Annotated in this window: 19 protein-coding genes; 9 read left to right on the forward strand and 10 right to left on the reverse strand. The window is 74.0% G+C overall.

Translation table 11 applies throughout. The features are described 5' to 3' along the window. Positions 1-27: 27 nt before the first annotated feature. From ABIQ69_RS04750 to nagB, 7 genes are all read left to right on the forward strand, one after another. On the forward strand, positions 28-1,191 hold the full coding sequence (locus ABIQ69_RS04750) for an ROK family transcriptional regulator (protein WP_350350081.1): 1,164 nt from the start codon (positions 28-30) through the stop codon (positions 1,189-1,191). Positions 1,192-1,261: 70 nt separating this feature from the next. Beyond that, positions 1,262-2,527, forward strand: a complete 1,266-nt coding sequence (locus tag ABIQ69_RS04755) for an extracellular solute-binding protein (protein ID WP_350349236.1) — start codon at positions 1,262-1,264, stop codon at positions 2,525-2,527. A 165-nt stretch (positions 2,528-2,692) separates the two neighbouring features. Then, positions 2,693-3,694 (forward strand): sugar ABC transporter permease, encoded by a 1,002-nt coding sequence (locus ABIQ69_RS04760; protein WP_350349237.1) that lies wholly within the window; start codon positions 2,693-2,695, stop codon positions 3,692-3,694. An 86-nt stretch (positions 3,695-3,780) separates the two neighbouring features. Next, the gene (locus tag ABIQ69_RS04765; protein WP_350350082.1) at positions 3,781-4,608 is read left to right on the forward strand and encodes a carbohydrate ABC transporter permease; all 828 of its coding nucleotides are present in this window, start codon (positions 3,781-3,783) and stop codon (positions 4,606-4,608) included. Then, positions 4,605-6,143: a glycoside hydrolase family 3 N-terminal domain-containing protein gene (locus ABIQ69_RS04770; RefSeq protein ID WP_350349238.1), complete on the forward strand. Its 1,539-nt coding sequence runs from the start codon at positions 4,605-4,607 to the stop codon at positions 6,141-6,143. The genes ABIQ69_RS04765 and ABIQ69_RS04770 overlap by 4 nt, the downstream gene beginning before the upstream one ends. Further along, positions 6,140-7,066, forward strand: a complete 927-nt coding sequence (locus ABIQ69_RS04775; protein WP_350349239.1) for an ROK family protein — start codon at positions 6,140-6,142, stop codon at positions 7,064-7,066. Before ABIQ69_RS04770 ends, ABIQ69_RS04775 begins: the two co-directional genes overlap by 4 nt. Continuing rightward, complete coding sequence (gene nagB, locus ABIQ69_RS04780) at positions 7,051-7,836, forward strand: glucosamine-6-phosphate deaminase (RefSeq protein WP_350349240.1); 786 nt, start codon at positions 7,051-7,053, stop codon at positions 7,834-7,836. Before ABIQ69_RS04775 ends, nagB begins: the two co-directional genes overlap by 16 nt. Positions 7,837-7,936: 100 nt before the next feature. Here nagB and ABIQ69_RS04785 read toward each other — a convergent pair whose 3' ends face one another. Continuing rightward, on the reverse strand, positions 7,937-8,527 hold the full coding sequence (locus tag ABIQ69_RS04785; protein ID WP_350349241.1) for a TetR/AcrR family transcriptional regulator: 591 nt from the start codon (positions 8,525-8,527) through the stop codon (positions 7,937-7,939). 141 nt (positions 8,528-8,668) lie between these two features. Here ABIQ69_RS04785 and ABIQ69_RS04790 point away from each other — a divergent pair, with 141 nt between their 5' ends. After that, complete coding sequence (locus tag ABIQ69_RS04790) at positions 8,669-9,679, forward strand: hypothetical protein (RefSeq protein WP_350349242.1); 1,011 nt, start codon at positions 8,669-8,671, stop codon at positions 9,677-9,679. Positions 9,680-9,829: 150 nt separating this feature from the next. Here the strand turns inward: ABIQ69_RS04790 and ABIQ69_RS04795 are convergent, their stop codons facing one another. Both ABIQ69_RS04795 and purU read right to left on the reverse strand, forming a co-directional pair. Beyond that, complete coding sequence (locus ABIQ69_RS04795; protein WP_350349243.1) at positions 9,830-10,195, reverse strand: YrdB family protein; 366 nt, start codon at positions 10,193-10,195, stop codon at positions 9,830-9,832. A gap of 25 nt (positions 10,196-10,220) precedes the next feature. Further along, positions 10,221-11,093, reverse strand: coding sequence for a formyltetrahydrofolate deformylase (gene purU, locus ABIQ69_RS04800; protein WP_350349244.1), 873 nt, complete (start codon positions 11,091-11,093; stop codon positions 10,221-10,223). Positions 11,094-11,235: 142 nt separating this feature from the next. On the opposite strand from purU, the gene ABIQ69_RS04805 reads away from it, so the two are divergent. Beyond that, entirely contained in the window at positions 11,236-12,495 is a 1,260-nt protein-coding gene (locus ABIQ69_RS04805; RefSeq protein ID WP_350349245.1) for an MFS transporter, read from the forward strand. Here the strand turns inward: ABIQ69_RS04805 and ABIQ69_RS04810 are convergent. The 7 genes from ABIQ69_RS04810 to ABIQ69_RS04840 form a co-directional block, all read right to left on the reverse strand. Continuing rightward, on the reverse strand, positions 12,450-14,390 hold the full coding sequence (locus ABIQ69_RS04810) for a sigma-70 family RNA polymerase sigma factor (protein ID WP_350349246.1): 1,941 nt from the start codon (positions 14,388-14,390) through the stop codon (positions 12,450-12,452). The genes ABIQ69_RS04805 and ABIQ69_RS04810 overlap by 46 nt on opposite strands. 265 nt (positions 14,391-14,655) lie before the next feature. Beyond that, entirely contained in the window at positions 14,656-15,816 is a 1,161-nt protein-coding gene (gene nagA / locus ABIQ69_RS04815) for an N-acetylglucosamine-6-phosphate deacetylase (RefSeq protein ID WP_350349247.1), read from the reverse strand. After that, positions 15,813-16,601, reverse strand: a complete 789-nt coding sequence (locus ABIQ69_RS04820; protein WP_350349248.1) for a DeoR/GlpR family DNA-binding transcription regulator — start codon at positions 16,599-16,601, stop codon at positions 15,813-15,815. The genes nagA and ABIQ69_RS04820 overlap by 4 nt, the downstream gene beginning before the upstream one ends. After that, positions 16,598-17,446, reverse strand: coding sequence for a class II fructose-bisphosphate aldolase (locus tag ABIQ69_RS04825; RefSeq protein WP_350349249.1), 849 nt, complete (start codon positions 17,444-17,446; stop codon positions 16,598-16,600). Before ABIQ69_RS04825 ends, ABIQ69_RS04820 begins: the two co-directional genes overlap by 4 nt. Continuing rightward, positions 17,443-18,426: a hexose kinase gene (locus tag ABIQ69_RS04830; RefSeq protein WP_350349250.1), complete on the reverse strand. Its 984-nt coding sequence runs from the start codon at positions 18,424-18,426 to the stop codon at positions 17,443-17,445. Before ABIQ69_RS04830 ends, ABIQ69_RS04825 begins: the two co-directional genes overlap by 4 nt. Continuing rightward, positions 18,423-19,412 carry an ROK family protein gene (locus tag ABIQ69_RS04835; protein WP_350349251.1) on the reverse strand — a complete coding sequence of 330 codons (990 nt, stop codon included), beginning with the start codon at positions 19,410-19,412 and terminating at the stop codon, positions 18,423-18,425. The genes ABIQ69_RS04830 and ABIQ69_RS04835 overlap by 4 nt, the downstream gene beginning before the upstream one ends. Further along, a complete protein-coding gene (locus ABIQ69_RS04840) occupies positions 19,412-20,281 on the reverse strand; it encodes an SIS domain-containing protein (RefSeq protein WP_350350083.1) in 870 nt (289 codons plus the stop codon). The genes ABIQ69_RS04835 and ABIQ69_RS04840 overlap by 1 nt, the downstream gene beginning before the upstream one ends. Positions 20,282-20,444: the final 163 nt, after the last annotated feature.

Raw genomic sequence — 20,444 nt, forward strand, 5'->3', positions numbered from 1 at the left:
ACGCCCGCCCCGGGCGTCGCCGCCGAGCTGCTCACCTCCCCGTACGGCGCCCACGCCGCGGGCGGCCGCGCACTCCGCGCCACCGCCAAGGTCCTGCCCGAGCACGCGCGGAGCCACAACCGCTCCCTCGTCCTGCAGACGCTCTACTCCGCCGGAGCCCGCAGCCGCGCCGACGTGGCCCGCGAGACCGGCCTCACCCGCGTCACCGTCTCCGACCTCGTCGCCGAGCTCATCGCCGAAGGACTCGTCGTCGAACTCGGCCAGCGCGAGGATGCGCGACCCGGCAAGCCCGCCACCCTCATCGACGTCGACCGCGCCGCCTTCCAGATCGTCGGCCTCGACCTCTCAGAGCACGACCAGCTGCGCGGCGCCGTCATCGACCTCGACCGCAACCTCGTCGCCCGCGCCGACGTGCCCCTCGACGGCGCCACCGGCGACGAGGCCACCGCGCTCGTCGTCGGCCTCGCCCGCCGGCTCGCCGACCTCGCGACCGCACCCGTGCTCGGTGTCGGCATCGGGACGCCCGGTGTGGTCGACGCCGCAGGCGTGGTGCGCTCGGCGCCGAACCTCGGCTGGACCGACGAGCCGCTGCAGGCCCTCGTCGGCGGCGCGCTCGGCGTCCCCGTGCACGTGGCGAACGACGCCAACGTCGCCGTCCTCGCCGAACACGGCGCCGGCGACGAGCGGGACCTCCTCCTCGTGAAGATCGGCCACGGCGTCGGCGCCGGCCTCATCGTCGGCGGCCGCCCCGTGCACGGCACCGACTTCGCCGCGGGCGAGATCGGCCACGTCGTGGTCGGCACCGACGGCGGGCCGCGCTGCGCCTGCGGCAAGCACGGCTGCCTCGAGGCGTGGGTCGCCGTGCCGCGACTCGTCGCCCAGCTCGCGGCCATCGAGGCCGACGGCGGCGAGGCATCCGCCCGCGACGACGTGCTGCGCGAGGCGGGCCGCCGGCTCGGCATCGTGCTCGCGCCCGTCGTGGGCGCCCTGAACCTGGCGGAGGTCGTGCTGAGCGGCCCCGCCGAACTGCTCGACGGGGCGTTCCACGACGCCGCCGTCGACACCCTCCGGAGCAGGACGATGGCGGAACAGCACCGTGATCTCCGGCTGCGGATGACCGAGCTCGGGCAGGACATCGTCCTGCGCGGCTCGGCCGTCATGGTCCTCTCAGGACAACTCGGGGTCTCCTAGAGCCCCACCCCTGCACCACACGGGTGCCAGCCCCCGCTGTCGCCTTCACCCCACGAAAGGAAGCAACGAAATGAGGAAACTCGGCATCGTGGCGCTCGGCGCCGCTGCTGCGCTCACCCTCGCCGGTTGTGCCACCTCCGGAGGCACGGACGCCTCCGAAGAGGGCGCCGAGATCCGCGTCTGGCTCGTCGGCACCGACACGCCCGACGAGGCTCGCGAGTACCTGAAGACCACGTTCGAGGAGGAGAACCCCGGTTCGACCCTCGTCATCGAGGAGCAGGCCTGGGAGGGCCTCGTCGACCGCCTCACCACGAGCCTCTCCGGCTCGGACAGCCCCGACGTGGTCGAGGTCGGCAACACGCAGGCCGCCGCCTTCACGTCGGCCGGCGCCTTCGCCGACCTCACCGAGCACTACGAGGAGCTCGGCGGCGACGACCTGCTCCCCGGCTTCGTCGAGGCGGGCACGTACGACGACAAGTTCTACGCCGCCCCGCTCTACTCGGGCTCGCGCCTGGTCTTCTACAAGAAGGACGCGCTCGCCGCGGCCGGCCTCTCGGTCCCGACCACGCTCGACGAGTACGTCTCGACGGGCGAGGCGCTCGCCGCCGCGAACCCCGGCAAGTCGGGCATCTGGTGGCCCGGCCAGGACTGGCGCAACGCCCTGCCCTTCATCTGGGAGAACGGCGGCGAGATCGCCGTGCCCGACGGTGAGGAGTGGGACGCGCAGCTCAGCTCGCCCGAGTCGGTCGCCGGCCTGAAGCAGGTCCAGGAGGCCATGACCAAGGCCTCGGTCGCGCCGAAGGACGCGAACGAGACCGGCCCCGAGGTCGGCTTCTGCGACGGCACCACGCTGCAGCTGTCGGCCCCGAGCTGGGTCAAGTGGTCGATCCTCGCCCCGGCCGACGCAGAGACGCCCGGCTGCCCCGACCAGGAGGCCAACCTCGGCGTCTACGCCCTGCCCGGCAAGGACGGCGGCGCCGCCCAGGTCATGGCGGGCGGGTCGAACATCGGCATCGCGGCCAAGTCGAAGCACCCCGAGCTCGCGCTCGAGGCGCTGAAGATCATCCTGTCGGACGAGTTCCAGACGATCTACGGCGAGAACGGCCTCGTGCCGGCCAAGCTGTCGCTCGCCGACACGCTCGGCACCGACGAGGTCGCGCAGGCGACCGCCGAGGCGGCCGGCAACGCGCGGCTCACCCCGGCGTCGCCGAAGTGGGCCGACGTCGAGGCGGCGCGCATCCTGGAGGACCTCTTCGTGAACATCGCCCAGGGCGGCGACGTGCAGTCGCTCGCCGAGGAGGCGGACACGCAGATCGAGGACATCCTCAACGGCTAGTCGGATCCCCGGATCCGGCTCGCGGTGCGGCGGCACACCCCCCTCCCCGCCGCCGCACCGCACCCCCGAACCGGGCGGCCGCCGCTCCACACACGGCGGCCGCCCGACCTTCGGATCGATGCCAGCGCATCGGCCCGATCGCCCGACCTCCAGGAGACATCCACCATGACCACGGTCGACCGCGGCGACGCCGCACCGAGCGCCATCGAGGGCGAGCGGATCGTCGCCCCCGTGCCGCCGAGCGCCGACGGGAAATCGCGCCAGCGCGCGGCCCGCCGCCGCGGCGGTCTCACGCCCTACGCCCTGCTCGTGCCCGCGAGCGTCGTGCTGGCCGCCATCGTCGGCTGGCCGCTCATCCAGCTCATCATCACCTCGTTCCAGGAGTACGGCCGCGCCCAGGTCTTCGGCGCCCCGCCCGAGTGGGTCTGGTTCCAGAACTACACCGATGTGCTCACCGACCCCGTGTTCTACACGGTGCTGCTGCGCACCATCGCCTTCGCCGCCGTGTGCGTCGTTCTCACCATGGTGGTGGGCACGCTCATCGCGCTCATGATGACCCGGCTGCCGAAGGCGTTCCGCATCCTGCTCTCCGTCGGGCTGCTCCTCGCCTGGGCGATGCCCGCCCTCACCGCGACCATCGTCTGGGGGTGGATGTTCGACACCGACTACGGCGTCATCAACCACGTCCTCGTGAACTTCTTCGGCCTCGAGGAGTTCTTCAAGCACCCGTGGCTGATCGAGCCGCTGAGCTTCTTCACCGTCGCGACGATCATCATCGTCTGGGGCGCGGTGCCGTTCGTGGCGTTCACGCTCTACGCCGGGCTCACCCAGGTGCCCGACGAGGTGCTCGAGGCCGCCCAGCTCGACGGCGCCGGCGCCGTCCAGCGGTTCCGCCTGGTGATCTTCCCGTACCTCAAGCCCATCTTCCTCGTCACGGCGATCCTGCAGATCATCTGGGACATGAAGGTCTTCACGCAGATCTTCGCCCTGCAGGACATCGGCGGCATCCGCGCCGAGACGAACACGCTCGGCGTGTACATCTACCAGGTCTCGATCGCCGGCGGCGAGTTCGGCATCGGCGGCGCGCTGGCCATCATCTTCGCGCTCATCATGATGTCGATCTCGGTGTTCTACATCCGGCACCTCATCAAGGAGGACGAGCAGTGAGCTCCGCCATCCAGGTCACCCCGTCCACGTCGCGAGCCACGGCGGATCCCGTCCGTGCGCGGCGCACGGGCGGCGGACGCCGGCGCATCGGCACGGTCGTCTACAGTGCGCTCGCCGTGCTGCTGTTCTTCGTGTTCGCGTTCCCCGTGTACTGGATGCTGAACACCTCGCTCCAGCCGAACAACGACATCCGCGGCTCCGAGATCCACTTCTGGCCCGATAACTTCACCCTCCGCAACTACGAGACCGTGCTGTTCGACCCGGGCCGCACGCCGTTCCTGCCCGCCGCGGCGAACTCGCTCATCGTGACGCTGCTGACCGTGGTGATCGCGCTCGTGTTCGCGTTCCTCGCCTCGGTGGCGGTCACCCGGTTCCGCTTCAAGAGCCGGCGGGCGTTCATCCTCGCGATCCTCACGATCCAGATGATCCCGGGCGAGGCGATGATCGTCTCGGTGTTCCGCGTCATCGACGGCTGGCATCTGCTGAACACGATCGCGGGGCTCACGATCGTGTACATCGCGGCGGTCCTGCCGTTCACGATCTGGACCCTGCGGGGCTTCGTGAACGGCGTGCCGGTCGAGCTCGAGGAGGCGGCGATGATCGACGGCTGCTCGAGGGCGGGCGCGTTCTGGCGGGTCACCTTCCCGCTCCTCGCTCCCGGCCTCGTGGCGACCGGCGTGTTCGGCTTCATCCAGGCCTGGAACGAGTTCCTCATGGCGCTGGTGCTGAACGCCCGGCCCGAGATGATGACCCTGCCCGTGTGGCTGCGCACCTTCCTCGTGGCGAACGGCACGACGAACTGGGCGGCGATCATGGCCGGCTCGACGCTCATGGCGATCCCCGTGATCGTCTTCTTCCTCATCGTGCAGGGCCGGATGACGAGCGGGCTCGTGAGCGGAGCGGTCAAGGGATGACCGAGCTCCACCGGACCGGCGCGGGCGAGGGCCTGCGCCGGGACATCCTCACGACGCTGCTGCCCGCCTTCGACGGTCCCGAGGCGCCGCAGTGGGTGCTCGACCTGCTCCGCGAGGGCCTCGGCGGCGTCTGCCTGTTCGGCTCGAACGTCGTCTCGCCGGGTCAGCTGGCCGCGCTCACCGCGGCGCTGCGCGCGGCCGGCCCCGAGTCGGTCGTCGCGATCGACGAGGAAGGCGGCGACGTCACCCGGCTGTTCTACGACCGCGGGGCGCCCTACCCGGGCAACGCGGTGCTGGGCCGGCTCGACCTCCTGGAGGCGACGGAGCAGGTCGCCCGCGAGGTCGGGCTCGCGCTCCGCGAGGCGGGCGTCACGCTCACCTTCGCGCCGGACGCGGACGTGAACTCCAACCCCGACAACCCGGTCATCGGCGTGCGCAGCTTCGGCGCCGACCCGGTGCTCGCCGCCCGGCACACGGCCGCCTGGGTGCGTGGGGTGCAGTCGACGGGCATCGCGGCGAGCGCCAAGCACTTCCCCGGGCACGGCGACTCGGCGACGGACTCGCACCTGGCGCTGCCGGTGCTCGACGTGCCCGAGCAGGTCCTGGTCGAGCGCGAGCTCGTGCCGTTCCGCGCGGCGATCGAAGCGGGCACCGCGACCATCATGACCAGCCACATCCTGCTGCCCCAGCTGGATGCGGACCTGCCGGCCACCCTCTCCCCGCGCATTCTGCACAGCCTGCTCCGCGGGGAGCTGGGGTTCGAGGGCGTCATCGTCACCGACGCCCTCGACATGCAGGGGGCGAGCGGCGAGCGCGGCATCCCGGAAGCTGCCGTGCTCGCCCTCGTCGCCGGCTGCGACCTGCTGTGCATCGGGTCGGATGTCGCGCCCGAGACGGTCGACGCGATCGTGGCGGCCGTGACGGCGGCGGTCGACGAGGGGCGCCTCTCGCCGGAGCGTATCGCGGATGCGGCAGCCAGGGTGCGCGCGCTCGCTCGCACCCAGCCGGATGCCTCGGAGCCTGGCGCAGCCGGCGGGACGGTGCAGCCCGCGCCCTCGCCGATGGGACCCGCCCAGGTGGCACGCGCCTTCGACATCCGCCCCGGCGCGCTCGACGCCCTGCGGGGCGCCCGGCGCGTCGGCACGGTGGTGCGCGTCGACACGACGGCGAACATCGCGATCGGCGAGGTGCCCTGGGGGCCGTTCGCCGCGGAGGCGGAGGCATCCGCCCCGTCGTGGCTGTCTCGGGCAGGCATCGTCGTGCTCGCCGCGGACGCGCCGCTCGCGGACCCCGCCGCGCTCCCCGGCCCCGTGCTCGTCGTCGGCAAGGATCTGCACCGGCACGCGTTCGCCGTCGCGGCGATCGAGGGCCTCCGGGCGGTCCGCGACGACGTCGTGACGGTCGACCTCGGCTGGCCGAGCACCGACCGCGCGGTCGCCGACCTCGCGACGTTCGGCGCCTCGCGCCTCGTGGGCGACGCGCTCATCGACGTCGTCGGTCGTGCGCTCGAGGCCGACCCGGCGGTGCTCGCGTGAAACTCGGCATCGACATCGGCGGCACGAAGACCGCCGCCGTCGCGATCGGCGCGGACGGCGAGCTCACCGACCAGTTGCGGATGCCCACCGGGTTCGGCGCCGATGCCGTCGTGGCCACGGCGCTCCGCACGGTCGAGCGCATGAGCGAGCTCGCGGGCGTCGAGGCGTCGGCGTTCCAGTCGATCGGGATCGGCATCCCGGGGGCGGTCGACAGCCGCACGGGCCGGGTGGCCCACGCCGTGAACCTCGGCCTCGAGGGGCTCGACCTCGGGCCGCGTCTGTCCGATCGCCTCGGCGTCGCCGTCCGCGTCGAGAACGACGTGAAGGCGGCCGCGCTCGGCGCCCATCACCTCCTCGGCGTGGCCGACGGACTCCGCACGCACTCGATGGCCTACCTGAACCTCGGCACCGGCCTCGCGGCCGGCATCGTGCTCGACGGCCGCCTGCTCCGCGGCGGGCACGGGGTCGCCGGCGAGATCGGCCACATCCCCGTCGATCCGGCCGGCGAGCTCTGCGGCTGCGGTCAGCGCGGATGCCTCGAGACACTCGCCTCCGGCTGGGCGATCGCGCGCATGTGGCCGACGCAGCACGCGCTGCCGGCTCGCGACGTCTTCGACCGCGCCGCGCTCGGCGACGCTCCTGCCGTCGCGGTGCGCGAACGCTTCCTCACCGGCGTCGCCGCGGCCGTGCGCCTGCTCGTCCTCACGACCGACGTCGACGACGTCGTCATCGGGGGCGGGCTCGCCGCGCTCGGCGACGAGCTCGTGACGGGAACGCGTCGTATCCTCGACGAGTGGAGCGCCGACTCGGCGTTCCTCGCTTCCCTCGGCCTCGCGCGGCGCGTGCAGGTCGTTCCCCACGGATTCCCGGCTGCGGCGGTGGGTGCCGCGCTGGTTGGAGAGGACCCATGGCAGAGATCGTGATCGTCCCGGGCGAGCAGGAGGCAGGCGACCTGGTCGCCGACGCCATCGTCGCCCTCATCAAGGCCAAGCCCGACGCCGTGCTCGGGCTCGCCACCGGGTCGACCCCGCTCGCGACCTACCGCGCTCTCGCCCGGCGCATCCACGACGACCGCATCGACGTCCGCGGCATCCGCGGGTTCGCGCTCGACGAGTACGTCGGCCTGCCCGCCGGGCACCCCGAGAGCTACCGCGCGGTCATCACGCGCGAGGTCGTCGAACCTCTCGGCCTCACGCCCGAGCTCGTCCGGGTGCCGAACGGCGACCCGGCCGGCATCGAGCACGCGGGCGCCGACTACGAGGCGGCGATCACTGCGGCGGGCGGCGTCGACCTGCAGATCCTCGGCATCGGCCGCACCGGGCACATCGGCTTCAACGAGCCGGGCTCGTCGCTCGCGTCGCTCACGCGCGTGAAGACGCTGACCGCTCCGACGAGGGCCGACAACGCGCGGTTCTTCGACTCGCCCGACGACGTCCCGATGCACTGCATCACGCAGGGCATCGGCACCATCCTCCGGGCGCGGCACCTCGTCCTCCTCGCCTTCGGCGAGGCGAAGGCGCCGGCCGTGGCCGCGGCCGTCGAAGGCCCGGTGTCCGCGAGCCAGCCGGGTTCGGCGATCCAGCTGCACCCGCACGCGACGGTCGTCGTCGACGAGGCGGCCGCCTCGCAGCTCGCCAACATCGACTACTACCGGCACGCGTGGGCGAACAAGCCGGCCTGGCAGGGCATCTGAGCGTCGCCGGGCGCTGAGCGTCGTCGGGCGCTGAGCGTCGTCGTAGGCTGAGCGAGCAAATGCCGCGGGTGCGGGGCATCCATTCGCGGCATCCTCCGGGTCAGCGGGGGAGGACGTCCGCGATCGCGGTGAGGTAGGCGTCCTCGTCGAACCCGTCGACGATCGCGCGCTGCACCATGAAGCCGGGCGCGACGCCGAGCACGACCGGGGCGACGCGGTCGGCCCAGGCGGCGGGATCGCCGTCGACCCGCCCTGGCTCGGCGCGCGCCCATTCGGCGAGCGCAGCGGCGACGGTCGCGCGCAGTTGCATGAAGACGCCGTTGGCGAGCCGGCGGATCTCGGGGTCGATGGCCGCCTCGGCCCAGAGCTGGACGAACAGCACGCTGAACGGCTCTCGGCGGATGCCGTCGATGAGGATCGCCATGACCTGCGCCGGGCCGAGGGGGGCGCCGCCGCCCCGGCCGGCCGCGAGCTCTTCGCGCCTGGCGGCGAGCACGGTCGCCGCGACCTCGGCGAAGAGCTCCTGCTTTCCGGCGAAGTGGCCGTAGATCGCCCCCGCGGACAGGCCGGACTCCTGGATGATGTCGGCCATGGAGGTGCCCCGGTACCCCTTCCGCGCGAAGCAGCGGATCGCGGCGCCGACGATCTCGGCGCGTCGGGCGACTCGGTGCGCCTCGGTGACCTTCGGCATCGGGGCCCTCCTCTCGTGGCTTGACAAGCATACGGCTCGGGCGGACTATAAAGAACGAGTATTCGTTTTTTATAGAGAGGCCCGATCATGTCGGCACCGCACATCGCCCCGCGATCTGCACCCCACACCCCGATCGCGCGCGTGGCAGCCCTCGGCCTCGTCCTCGCCGCCATCGTCTCGGTGCTCGTCCTCGCCTTCGCCTGGCCGTCGGTGACGGCCGAACCACGCGACCTCCCCGTCGCGATCTCCGGGACGCCGGAGGCGGTCGACCTCGCCCGGCAGGCCGTCGACGACGCCCAGCCCGGTGCGATCGCCTTCGATGAAGTCGACGACCGCGAGGCCGCCGTCGCCGCGATCCAGGCCCGCGACGTGTACGGGGCCGTGCTGCTCGGCCCGGAGGCCGAGGTGCTCACCTCCTCGGCCGCGAGCCTGCCCGTGAGCCAGCTGCTGAGCGGGGTCGCCGACCGCCTCGAGGAAGGCGTCAACGCGCAGGCCGCCGCCGCAGCGGCCGCCGCGGGATCGCCCGTCGCGCCACCGCACATCGAGGTCGAGGTGACCGACGTCGTGCCCCTCGCCGAGTCCGACCCCCGCGGCACCGGGCTCACCGCCGCGATGTTCCCGCTCGTGCTGGGCGGCATGCTCGGCGGCATCGCCGTCTCGCTCGCCGTCATCGGCGCCCTGCGGCGCCTGCTCGCGGTCGCGATCTACGCCGCCGTCGGCGGGCTCGCGCTCGCCGCCATCCTGGGCCCGTGGTTCGGCGGGCTGCAGGGCGAGTATTGGCTGAACAGCGCCGCCATCGCGCTCGCGCTCGCGGCGGTCGCCGCGCCCATCACGGGGTTCGTCGCCCTCATCGGCCGTGCCGGCATCGCCGTCGGGCCGGTCGTCATGCTCCTGTTCGCGAACCCCATCTCCGCGGCGGCCATGCCGAAGGAGTTCCTGCCCGCGCCGTGGGGCGAGGTCGGCCAGTGGTTCCCGCCGGGGGCCGCGGCGACCTTGCTCCGCGACCTCTCGTACTTCCCGGCGGCCGATCAGGCCTTCCCGTGGCTCGTGCTCGCGTGCTGGGCGGTCGGCGGTGCGCTGCTGTCCGTCGTCGGACACTTCCGCACCGCGGGCGGCGCCGAAGCGGACGCGGAGGCCGCCGAGGCGGTGTGAGCTCGGCGGTGTCGCCGGCGGATGCCGCGGCAGCGCCTCCGGTCCTTCGCCGTGTCGGCGGGATTCGCCGGTGCGGGGCGCGGCGCACCGGCGAATAGGGCCGACACGGGGCGCGATCGGCCGGGAAGCGGGCGCCGCGCCGACCGGGCGTCAGCCCGCGAACTCCTTGCGGCCGTTGATGATGCCGCTCACCGCCGCCACCACGGCGAGCACGACCGCGACGACGGGCTGGCCCATGATCCACCAGGCGATCGCGGCCGAGGAGAACACCGCGATCTCCACGATCGCCTTCACGAACGGATCGACGGCGAACACCGCCTTCGGCGACCGGAACAGGCCCCACAGCAGGATCGCCAGCAGCGGAGCGCCGATGCCGATGAGCACGCCGGGCCACGGCAGCGGGAACGCCGTGAAGCCGAAGATGCCGAGCGTGACGATCGCGAAGACCTCCAGGAGGAAGCGCAGGACGTCGTTCGGGCCGATCTTCGGCATGGGCTCGGGGGTGCGGTCGTTCACGACCGTCAAGCCTAACGCGACGCGGTCAGCGGAAGATGATGGTGCGTGCGCCGTCGAGCAGCACCCGGCGCTCGGCGAACCATTTCACGGCCTGGCTGAGGGTGCGGCTCTCCTCGTCCTGGCCGATGGCGACGAGCTCGGCGACGCTGCGGGAGTGGTCGACGCGCACGACGTTCTGCTCGATGATCGGGCCCTCGTCGAGGTCGCTCGTCACGAAGTGCGCCGTCGCGCCGATGAGCTTCACGCCTCGGGCGTGCGCCTGCCGGTAGGGGTTCGCGCCCTTGAAGCCGGGGAGGAACGAGTGGTGGATGTTGATGCACCGGCCGGCGAGGGCGTCGCACAGCTCGGGCGAGAGGATCTGCATGTACCGGGCGAGGACGACGAGCTCGATGTCGTGCTCGTCGACGGCCTCCAGCACGCGCCGTTCGAACGCCGCCTTCTCCTCGGGGCCGGTGACGGGCGCGGACTCGAACGGCACCGTGTAGAAGTCGACGAGGTCGCGGAGGGTGCCGTGGTTCGACAGCACGAGCGGGATCTCGATGGGCAGCTGGCCCGCCCGCTGCCGGAAGAGCAGGTCGTTGACGCAGTGGCCGGCGGTGGACGCGAGCACGAGGGTGCGGAGCGGGCGGCCGACCTCGTCGAGGTGCCAGGTCATGTCCCACTGCGCGACCACGGGCCGCAGCGCCTCCTCGAACTCGGCGCGACCGGCGGGCGACTCGACCTGGACGCGCATGAAGAAACGCCCGGTGTCGGCCGAGGCGAACTGCTGGCTCTCGGTGATGTTGCCGCGTGCCGCGACGATGGCTCCGCTCACCGCGTGCACGATGCCCGGACCGTCGGCGCAGGCGAGGGTGAACACCCAGTGGTTCAGGTGGCCGTCGGCGGGGGAGGAGGTCATCCAGCCAGCGTACAAGCCGCACGGGTACACTGATGGGTGGTCGGCGGTCCCCGCACGGCCCTGGGCGCGCACACGAGCGCGTAGTCGACCCGCCGCGGTGCACATTCCCGCCGGCGGGGAACGCCGTCGGAGAGACATCCTGATGTCCGTCACCGAATCCCCGCGCTCGCGCGCGACCGCCATGCCGTGGCCGGGCCTCGTCGCCCTCGCTGCGGCCGTCTTCCTGTCCATCACGATCGAGCTGCTGCCGACGGGCCTTCTGCCCGAGATGGGGGCAGGACTGGCGGTGCCGGCCGCCCTCATCGGGCTCACCGTCTCGGTGTTCGCGTTCACCGTCGTGCTCACGTCGACGACGCTGGTCGCCGCCACGAGCCGGATGCCCCGCCGCGGACTGCTCGTCGCGGTGCTCGTCGTCCTCGGCGTCTCGACCGCGCTGTCGGCGCTCGCGACCGAGTACTGGATGCTCATCGCCGCGCGCGTGCTCGGCGGCCTCGCCCACGGCGTCTTCTGGTCGATCGTCGCCGCGACGGCGTCCCGGCTGGTGCCCGAGCGGCTCATCGGTCGAGCGGTCGCGGTCGTGCTCGGCGGCGGCACGCTCGCGATGATCCTCGGCGTGCCCGCGTCGACGATCCTCGGTCAGGCGCTCGGCTGGCGCGCGGCCTTCGCGATCGTCGGCGGGCTCACCCTGCTCGGGGCGCTGGCGGTTCGGCTCGCGCTGCCGCGGGCCGAGGCCGGCGCGGCGCCCACGGCCGCGAGATACCGGCCGGGCGACCCCGGCTTCGCGTCGGTGCTCCTGCTGTGCGTGGTGACGGCCGTCACGATGCTCGGCCAGTACGCCGTGACGACGTACGTGGCGCCGCTCGTGACCGACCTGATCGGGCTGCCGGCCGGTGCCGTGGGGCCGCTGCTGTTCCTCTCGGGCGTCGCCGGCGCCGTCGGCCTCGTCGCCGCGGGATCTCCCCTCGCCCGCAACGCCACCGCGGCCATGCTCACCGCCCTCGGCGTCGCCGCCGTCGCCCTGGCCGTGCTCGGGCTCGCCATCACCCCCGTGGTCTCGGTGGCCGCGTTCGCCGTGTGGGGGCTCGCGTTCGGGGCGATCCCGCCGCTGCTGCAGACCCGGCTGCTCCGGACGGCGCCGCCGACGCACCGGGATGCCGCGAGCGCGCTGTACACCACGGCGTTCAACACCGGCATCGGCGGCGGCGCCCTCGTGGGATCGATCGTGTTCGGCGCGTTCGGGGTCGCCGCCCTGCCCTGGGGCTATGCCGCGGTCCTCGTCGTGGCGGCCGTGCTCGTCGCCGTCGGCGCCAGGTCGGGTCGCCGCGGCAGCCCGATCGGGGATGCCACGCCGCCGGCTCAGCCCGCCGGGACGAGTACGCCGACGCGGCCGTCGACGACGTAGCGCAGTTGCACCGCGGCCCCGGGTGCGAGCCATCCGCGGCCGCTGACGACGGCGCCTGCCTGCCCGGCACGTCCGTTGCCGCCGCGCAGCTCGACCTGGTCGATGACGACGCCGTTGACGAGCACCTCGACCTGGGAGTCGGCGAGGCCGGCGAACTCGCCCTGCACCACCCGCCCGCCGCCGCGGGAGGTGATGGAGAGTCCGGGCGTGACGAGGGGATCGCTCGCGGCCGCGGCGGGGCCGGAGGCGTTGCCCGCAGGATCGACCTGGGTCGCGATGACGTCAACCGCCCCGGCCGGCAGGCCGTCGAACGCGGCCTGCCAGGCACCGGCGCCGTCGGCGACGACGGTCGCCGCCCGGCCCGCGGCCGTCACGGTCACGGCGGCGCCGGGTTCGGCGACGCCGGCGACGATGGGGAACACCCGGCCGCCGGCCGTGTCGACGCGGGAGATGACGGGCGGGTCCGCGTGGGTGTCGGCCGGAGGTGGTGGCGGCGAGGGCGGGGGTGTGCTGCCGCCCGATGCGCCGCTCGTGCCGCCGGCCGCCCCCGTCGAGGCATTCGGGCCGTCGCCGGCGGCCGCGGCATCCGGCGTCTCGGCATCCCCGCCTCGCCCGGGGTCCGTCGGCCCGGCGATCGGGGCCGGGCCGGTGTCGCGGGGTGCGCCGGGGTCCGCGGATCGCCCGGCGCCCGGGTTCGCATCGTCGGTGTCGGCGGACGGCGGCGCGGCCACGGCGGTCGGCGACTCCGCGACGAGCTCGGCGGTGCCGCCGCTGACGGGAAGGATCGCGCCGGCCGTGATGGCCGCCGCGACCAGGAGTGAGCCGATGCCGCTCGCGGCCGCGATCCCGCCGATGCCCGCGGCCGCCGTGCCCCCGGCGACGCCGGCACCCGCGGCGCCCGCGGCGATCCCGGCGGCGCCGCCCGCTGCGCCCGCTCCGGCACCGGCCGCGGTCCCGGCCGCGCCCGTGGCCGCCGTCGCGCTCGTGGCACTCGCCGAGGCGACGCCGGTCGCGGTGCCGGCCGCAGCGCCCGAGGTGCCGGCGCCGGTCGTCGCGCTGCCGGCCGCGAGGGCGACCGCGCCTCCGGCCGCGCCGACCGCGAGGTCCGCGCCCGGCGCACCCTGCTGCAACCAGGCGGTGTAGGTGCTCGCGCCGGTCACGCCTGCCGCGAGCGGCAGGAGCACGAGCGCCAGGCGCGCGCCCACGTCGCGCGCCTCGGCAGCGACGATGGTGCATTTGGCGCAACGATCGAGGTGGGCGTCGACCTTGCCCGTGTCGCGTGCGCCGAGACGACCTCGCGTATAGGCGCCCAGACGGTCGATCGTCCACCGGCACTCCGGATCGTCGGCGGTTCGGAGGTGCGCGGTGATCCAGGCCTGACGGAGGCCCTCGCGTGCGCGGTATGCGAGGGCGGCGGTGCTGTTGGCGCTCATGCCCACGAGCGGGGCGATCTCGGCGGGGCTCATCTGCTCGACCTCGCTGTACCAGAGCACCTCCTGCCAGCGGGTCGGCAGCGATCGGAACGCCTGCGCCGTGAGGCTGCGATCGAGTGCGTCGAGCGAAGCGGCCTCCGAGCTCGACGGGTCCTCGAAGGACTCGAGGGTCTCCAGGGTGGTCTCGTGACGTGCCCGCCCCCATCCGGCGGCCGTATGGCGGATGGTCGTGAACAGGTACGGCCGGAATGCGCCGGTCGGTCCGCCGCCCTTCCGGATCGCGTCGAAGATGCGCGTGAACGACTCGGCGACGAGGTCGTCGGCGTCGAGCGTGCTGAACGAGCGTGCCACCGTGCGGCCGGCGGACGAATGCCGTCGCCAGAGCTCCGCGAAGGCGTCGTCGTCGCCGTGCCGGGCTCGTTCCACCAGCGCCGAATCGGCGATCGCCTGGTCGTTCGGCATGCCCGCACCTCCCTCGGGTCGCGGCCGGGTGCGCATATTCCATCAGAAATCTGAGGAATCCGCGTCATGATCCGGGTCGGATGGCCTCTCTCAGGGTGAGGACCTCCACCCCGGCGACCCGAACCGGACGTGGAGCGCCGGGTCGTCCCGGCGGCCGGTCGCCGAGTTGGGGGGCGATGCGCACCGGATCCGGCCGGGTCGCGAGCGAGGTGGGGAACACCGCTCGAGGCCCGGCCGCCTCACTCATCCGGCCGTCGTCGGCTCGTCAGACCAGGCGGCTCCCGGCACCCCAGACGGCCTCGACGCGGAGCTCGTCGGAGAGCAGCACGGCGTCGGCGGCGAAGCCGCGGTCGAGCCGGCCGAGGTCGTGCGCGCGGCCGATCGCGGCGGCCGGCGTCACGGTGAGGGCGCCCACGGCCTCCTCGAAGGGGATGCCGCACTCGACGACCGCCCGGCGCAGCGCGTCGTCCTGGGTGAGCGTGGAGCCCGCGATCGACCCGGTCTCGCGGAGGCGCGCGACGCCGTCGGCGACGACGACGCCGAGGGAGCCGAGCACGTAGTCGCCGTCGGCCGCGCCCGTGGCCGCCATCGCGTCGGTGATGAGAGCGACCCGGCCCGGGGCGCCCCGGAAGGCCAGTCGCACGACGTCGGGGTGCACGTGGACGCCGTCGTTCACGATCTCGAGGGTGACGTGATCGGCGTGCATGGCGGCCACGACCGGGCCGGGCGCGCGATGGTGGATGCCGCGCATGCCGTTGAACGCGTGGGTGAGCACGCTCGCGCCCGCCTCGAACGCGGCGAGTGCGGTGTCGTAGTCGGCGCTCGTATGGCCGACCGCGACGACGACGCCGGCGTCGGCGAAGCGGCGGATCGCGTGGGCGGCACCCGCGTGCTCGGGTGCGATGGTGATCTGGCGGAGCGTGCCGGCTGCCGCATCCAGGAGCACGTCGATCGCCGCGTCGTCGGCGGTGCGGAGCGCGCCGGGGTCGTGGGCGCCGCGGAAGTCGTGATCGAGGAAGGGGCCCTCGAGGTGGGCGCCGAGCACGCGAGGGTCGCGCGCGGCGACGCGGGCGACCGATGCCAGGCTCTGCGCGAGCGACTCGATCGGGGCCGACACCAGCGAGCAGACCAGCCGTGTGGTGCCGTGCGCGGTGTGCACCGAGAGCATCGTCTCGATGGCGGCCTCACCGTCTTCGACCGAGGCGCCGCCGGCTCCGTGCGAGTGCAGGTCGATGAAGCCGGGGACGAGCCAGCGCCCCGCGGCATCCGTCACGGCGGCGTCGGCCGGCAGGCCCTCGCGCCAGTCGTCGCCGATGCCGCGCCCGCCGACGAGGTCGCCGTCGAAGCGCACCCACGAGTCGGGCACGGTGTCGCCCCCGGAGAGGAGGCGGGCGGAGTGGATGACGGTGACGGGGGCGGTGCTCACGAGGCAACGATAACGTCGTACCCCGCGTCGATCAGCCGCGTGCGCTGCTCCTCCGCGACCTCGTCATCGGTGATCACCGTCTGGAACAGCCGCGGACCCCCGATGGAGGCGAAGGCCCGCTTGTCGAGCTTGCTGGAATCGACCACGAGCACCGCGTGCGCCGCGCGGCTCGCCATCAGCGCGTTCACGGCCGCCTCGCGCTCGTCGTGCGAGGTCGGCCCGAAGACCGGGTCGATGCCGTTCGCGCCGATGAACGCGAAGTCGAGGCTCACGTTGCCGAGGACCCCGTCGGTGTACGAGCCCACGAGCTCGTAGGAGCGGGCGTGGACGACGCCGCCGGTGACGACGGTCTTGATCTGCGGCCGCATCGCGAGCTGCATCGCGATGTTGATCGCATTGGTCACGACGGTGAGCCCCGGGTCGGGCGCAGGGTCCATGATGTCCGCGCGCGACATGAGCGCGTCGGCGATCGCGGTCGCGGTCGTGCCGCCGCACAGGCCGATGACCGCGCCGCGCGGCACGAGCTCGCTCGCGGCACGGGCGATCGCGGCCTTCGCGTCGGGGTTCTGCTGGTGCTTGTACCGGATGGGCAGGTCGTAGGCGACCGAGTGGGCGACCGCGCCGCCCCGAGTCCTCGTGAGCAGCTGCTGGCGGGCGAGGGCGTCGAGGTCCCGGCGCGCGGTGGCCGGAGACACCCCGAGACGCTCGACGATCTGGTCGACCTCGATCTGGCCGTCCTCGGCGAGGAGATCCAGCACCGAGCTCAGGCGTTCGGCACGATTCATCCGTCGGATCCTTTCAGCGCGAACAGCTCCAGCAGGCGAGCCGCCTCGACGGCGATGGCCTCCCGGCCCGCGGCGAGGTACTTCCTCGAGTCCACAAGGGCCGGGTCCGCGGCGAGCGCATCGCGGACGGCGCCGGTGAACGAACGATTGAGGTGCGTGGACACGTTCACCTTCACGAGCCCCGATCGGATACCGGCGACGAGGAGGTCGTCGGAGACCCCCGAGGAGCCGTGCAGCACGAGCGGCACGGGTACCGCCTCGCGGAGCCGCTCGATGAGCTCGAGGTCGATGAGCGCCGTGCGCTCCGTCATGGCGTGCGACGAGCCGACGGCGACGGCGAGGGCGTCGACGCCGGTGTCGGCGACGAAGGCCGCCGCCTCGGCGGGGTCGGTGCGGACCCCCGGCGCGTGCGCGCCGTCCTTGCCGCCGATCTCGCCGAGTTCGGCCTCCACGGCCACGTCCGCCGCGTGGGCGGCCTCGACCACCCGGCGGGTGACGGCGACGTTGTCCGCGAAGGGCAGTTTCGCGCCGTCGTACATCACCGAGCCGAAACCGAGCCCGATGGCCCGCAGGGCGAGCTCGGGGTCTTCCGCGTGGTCGAGGTGCACGGCGATGCGCGCGCGCGAACCGTCGGCGACGGCGAGCGTGGCCGCCGCGATCGGTTCGAGGCCGCCGTGGTAGCGCACGCAGTTCTCCGAGATCTGCAGGATGACGGGCAGGTCCGCCCGCTCCGCCGCGGTGGCGAGCGCCTCGGCGGTCTCGAGGTGGAGGACGTTGAACGCTCCGACGGCCCGGCCGGCGGCGGCGGCCTCGGCGAGCAGGTCTGCGGTGCGGGTGAGGGTCATCGGACGGGCTCCAGGATGATCTCGCGTTCCAGCGCGGCGTGGTCGGGGTGCAGGTCGCCCGCGAGGGGCATGAGGACGGCGGACGCCGACCACGCCGTGGCGCGCTGCGCCATCCGGGCGAGCGCGTCGGCGGCGAGCGCGTCGGGGTCGAGCACGTCGAGCGCGTCGGCGTCGAGCGCGTCGAGCTGCCCGAGCCGGGTCTCGGCGAGGGTCAGCGCGATGGCGGCGACGGCGGCGTCGCCCGCCCCGGTGGCGTTGCCGCGCAGCCGGCGTCCGAGCCGTGCGTGGATGCCGCCGTCGCGGCCGATCGCGAGGAGCCCGTCGGCGCCGAGCGAGGCCACGACGACGCCGGCGCCGAGCTCGAGCAGACGCCGGGCGCCCGTGAGCGGGTCGGTCTCGCCGGTGGCCTCGGCGAGCTCGTCCCGGTTGGGCTTCACGACCGAGGCGCCGGCGCGGGCGGCGGCGAGCAGCGCGTCGCGCGGGACGTCGGCGACCACCGGCCTTCCGGCGGCGCGGAGGCGGGCGATGAGGTCGCCCACCGACTCGGGCGACAGGCCGGGCGGCAGACTCCCGGAGACGGCGACCGCCGCAGCGGCGCGGCCGAGCCGTTCGGCCTCGGCGAGGAGCGCGCCGGCCTCGGCCGCCAGGAGCGGTGCGCCGAGCTCGTTCAGCACGGTCGCCTCGCCGGCCGCGTCGTCGACGATCGCGACGCTTCTCCGGGTCGTGCCCCGCATGGGGACGAGGCGATGCGGGATGCCGCTGCGCCCGAGCTCCTCGGTGAGCTCGGCGCCTGCGGCGCCGCCGCCGGTGGTGAGGGCGAGCACGTCGACGCCCTGTCCGTGGAGCACACGCGCCACGTTCAGTCCCTTGCCGCCCGCCCGGGCCGCGCCCGTCGCCACGCGGTGGGTCTCGCCGGGGCGCAGCTCGTCGGCGTGCCAGGTGAGGTCGAGCGCGGGGTTCGGGGTGACGGTGAGGATCACGGCGCAGACCCCTCGGGCGAGCCGATGCGGCCGGCGAGGTCGCGGGCGGCGAGCGCCGTGCCGAGCACGCCGGCGTCGTCGCCGAGGGCGGCCTTCACGAGCTGCGGGCGGCGATGGAAGGAGAGCAGTCTGTCGAGCCGGGCGGCCAGGGGGTCGAACAGCGCCGGCCCAGCTTCGGCGAGCCCGCCGCCGAGCACGATGACCTCGGGTGCGAGGATCGCGACCACGCGGGCCAGCTGCTCCGCGAGCGCCTCGACCGCCTGACCCCAGATCGTCGCGGCGAGCTCGTCGCCAGCTCGGGCGGCGTCGAGCACCTCGCGCGCGCCCGCGACCTCGCGACCCGACGCGGTGCGGTAGCGCCGCGCGATCGCCCCGGCGGACGCGATGGTCTCGAGGCATCCCACGGCGCCGCAGGGGCAGCGCTCACCCTGCGGATCGCTCAGCGCGTGGCCGAGCTCGCCCGCGTAGCCGCCTGCGGTGAGCGGCCGCCCGCCGACGATGGCGGCCGCGGCGATGCCCGTGCCGATGGCGAGCACGAGCACGTCGTCGTGGCCGCGCGCGGCGCCCAGTCGGTGCTCGGCCTCGCCGGCCGCCCGCACGTCGTGGCCGAAGGCGGTCGGCAGTCCGAGCGCGCGCTCCGCGAGGTCGCGGATGGGCGCGTCGCGCCAGCCCAGGTTGCTCGCGAACACGCCGACGCCCGCGTCGTCGTCGACCAGGCCCGGGACGCTGAGCCCGGCCGTGACCGGCACGACCTCCGGGAACTCTGCACGGTACGCGGCGGCGAGCCGGGCGATGCCGGCCACCACGGATGCGGCGGGGTCGGCGGCCTCGAGCGGCGTGGGCGTGCGCCGGAGTCCGAGCACGCGGCCTGACGCGTCGACGAGGGCCGACTTGGTGTCGGTGCCGCCGACGTCGAACGCGAGCACGGCGGCGCCCCGGCCGAGCGGGGCTCCGGCCGGGGCGGTCACCTCGTCGCGTCGGGCCATCAGGCGTCGAGGATGACGGAGCGGGTGAGGCTGCGGGGGCGGTCGGGGTCGAGCCCCTTCGCGACGGCACGCGCGAGCGCGACGCGCTGCGCGCGCACGAGCTCGGCCATCGGGTCGAGCGAGCCCGCCTCGAAGCGCGCACCGGTCGCGGCGACGTCGCCCGCGAGACCCTCGGGCGCCTCGCCGAACTGCCAGGTGACGCGGCCGGGTGCGGCGATGGCGAGCGGGCCGTGGCGGTACTCCATCGACGGGTACGCCTCCGTCCACGACTGCGAGGCCTCGCGCATCTTCAGCGCGGCCTCCTGGGCGAGGCCGTACGACCAGCCGGAGCCGAGGTAGGTGAACTGCTCGGCGTCGACGAGCTCGGGGGCGAGCTCCTCGCCGAGCGCCGTCCGGGCGTCGGCGACGGCCGCCGTGAGGTCTTCGCCGAGCGAGGCCCGGAACAGCGCGAGGGCGGTGGTCGCGAACCGGGTCTGCACGACGGACTCCTCGTCGGCGAACGGCAGCGTGACCGCCTCGTCGACCAGGCCGACGAGGGGGGACTCCGCGTCGCCGATGACGCCGATGGTGCGCGTCCGGCCGGCGAGCTGCTCGACGAGGCGCAGCACCTCGGAGGTCGTGCCCGAGCGCGTGAGCGCGACGACCGCGTCGTAGCCGCGGTCGAGGGGCGCCTCGGATGCCGCGAACGCGTCGGTCTCGCCGTGCCCCGACCGCTCGCGGAGCCAGGCGTAGGACTGGGCGATGAACCATGACGTGCCGCAGCCGACGACGGCGATGCGCGCGCCGCGGGCGGGCAGGAGCGCCTGGAGGTCGGTGAGGCCGGCGGCGCGCTCCCAGAGGTCGGGCTGGCTGGCGAGCTCGCGGGCCATGTGCGAGTCGGGCGCGGTCTGGTGGGTCACGGTGGCGGCTCCTGCGGGATCGAGAATCGGTGACCACTCGATGATTGCAGATGATCGTTGGATGTGTCTATCGATCATTCTCGCGCTCGCCAGTGCAGGCGCGGCGGAATGTCAGGACTCTGAACAAATTCTG

Source organism: Agromyces sp. G08B096 (assembly GCF_040267705.1).
Taxonomy (GTDB): domain Bacteria; phylum Actinomycetota; class Actinomycetes; order Actinomycetales; family Microbacteriaceae; genus Agromyces.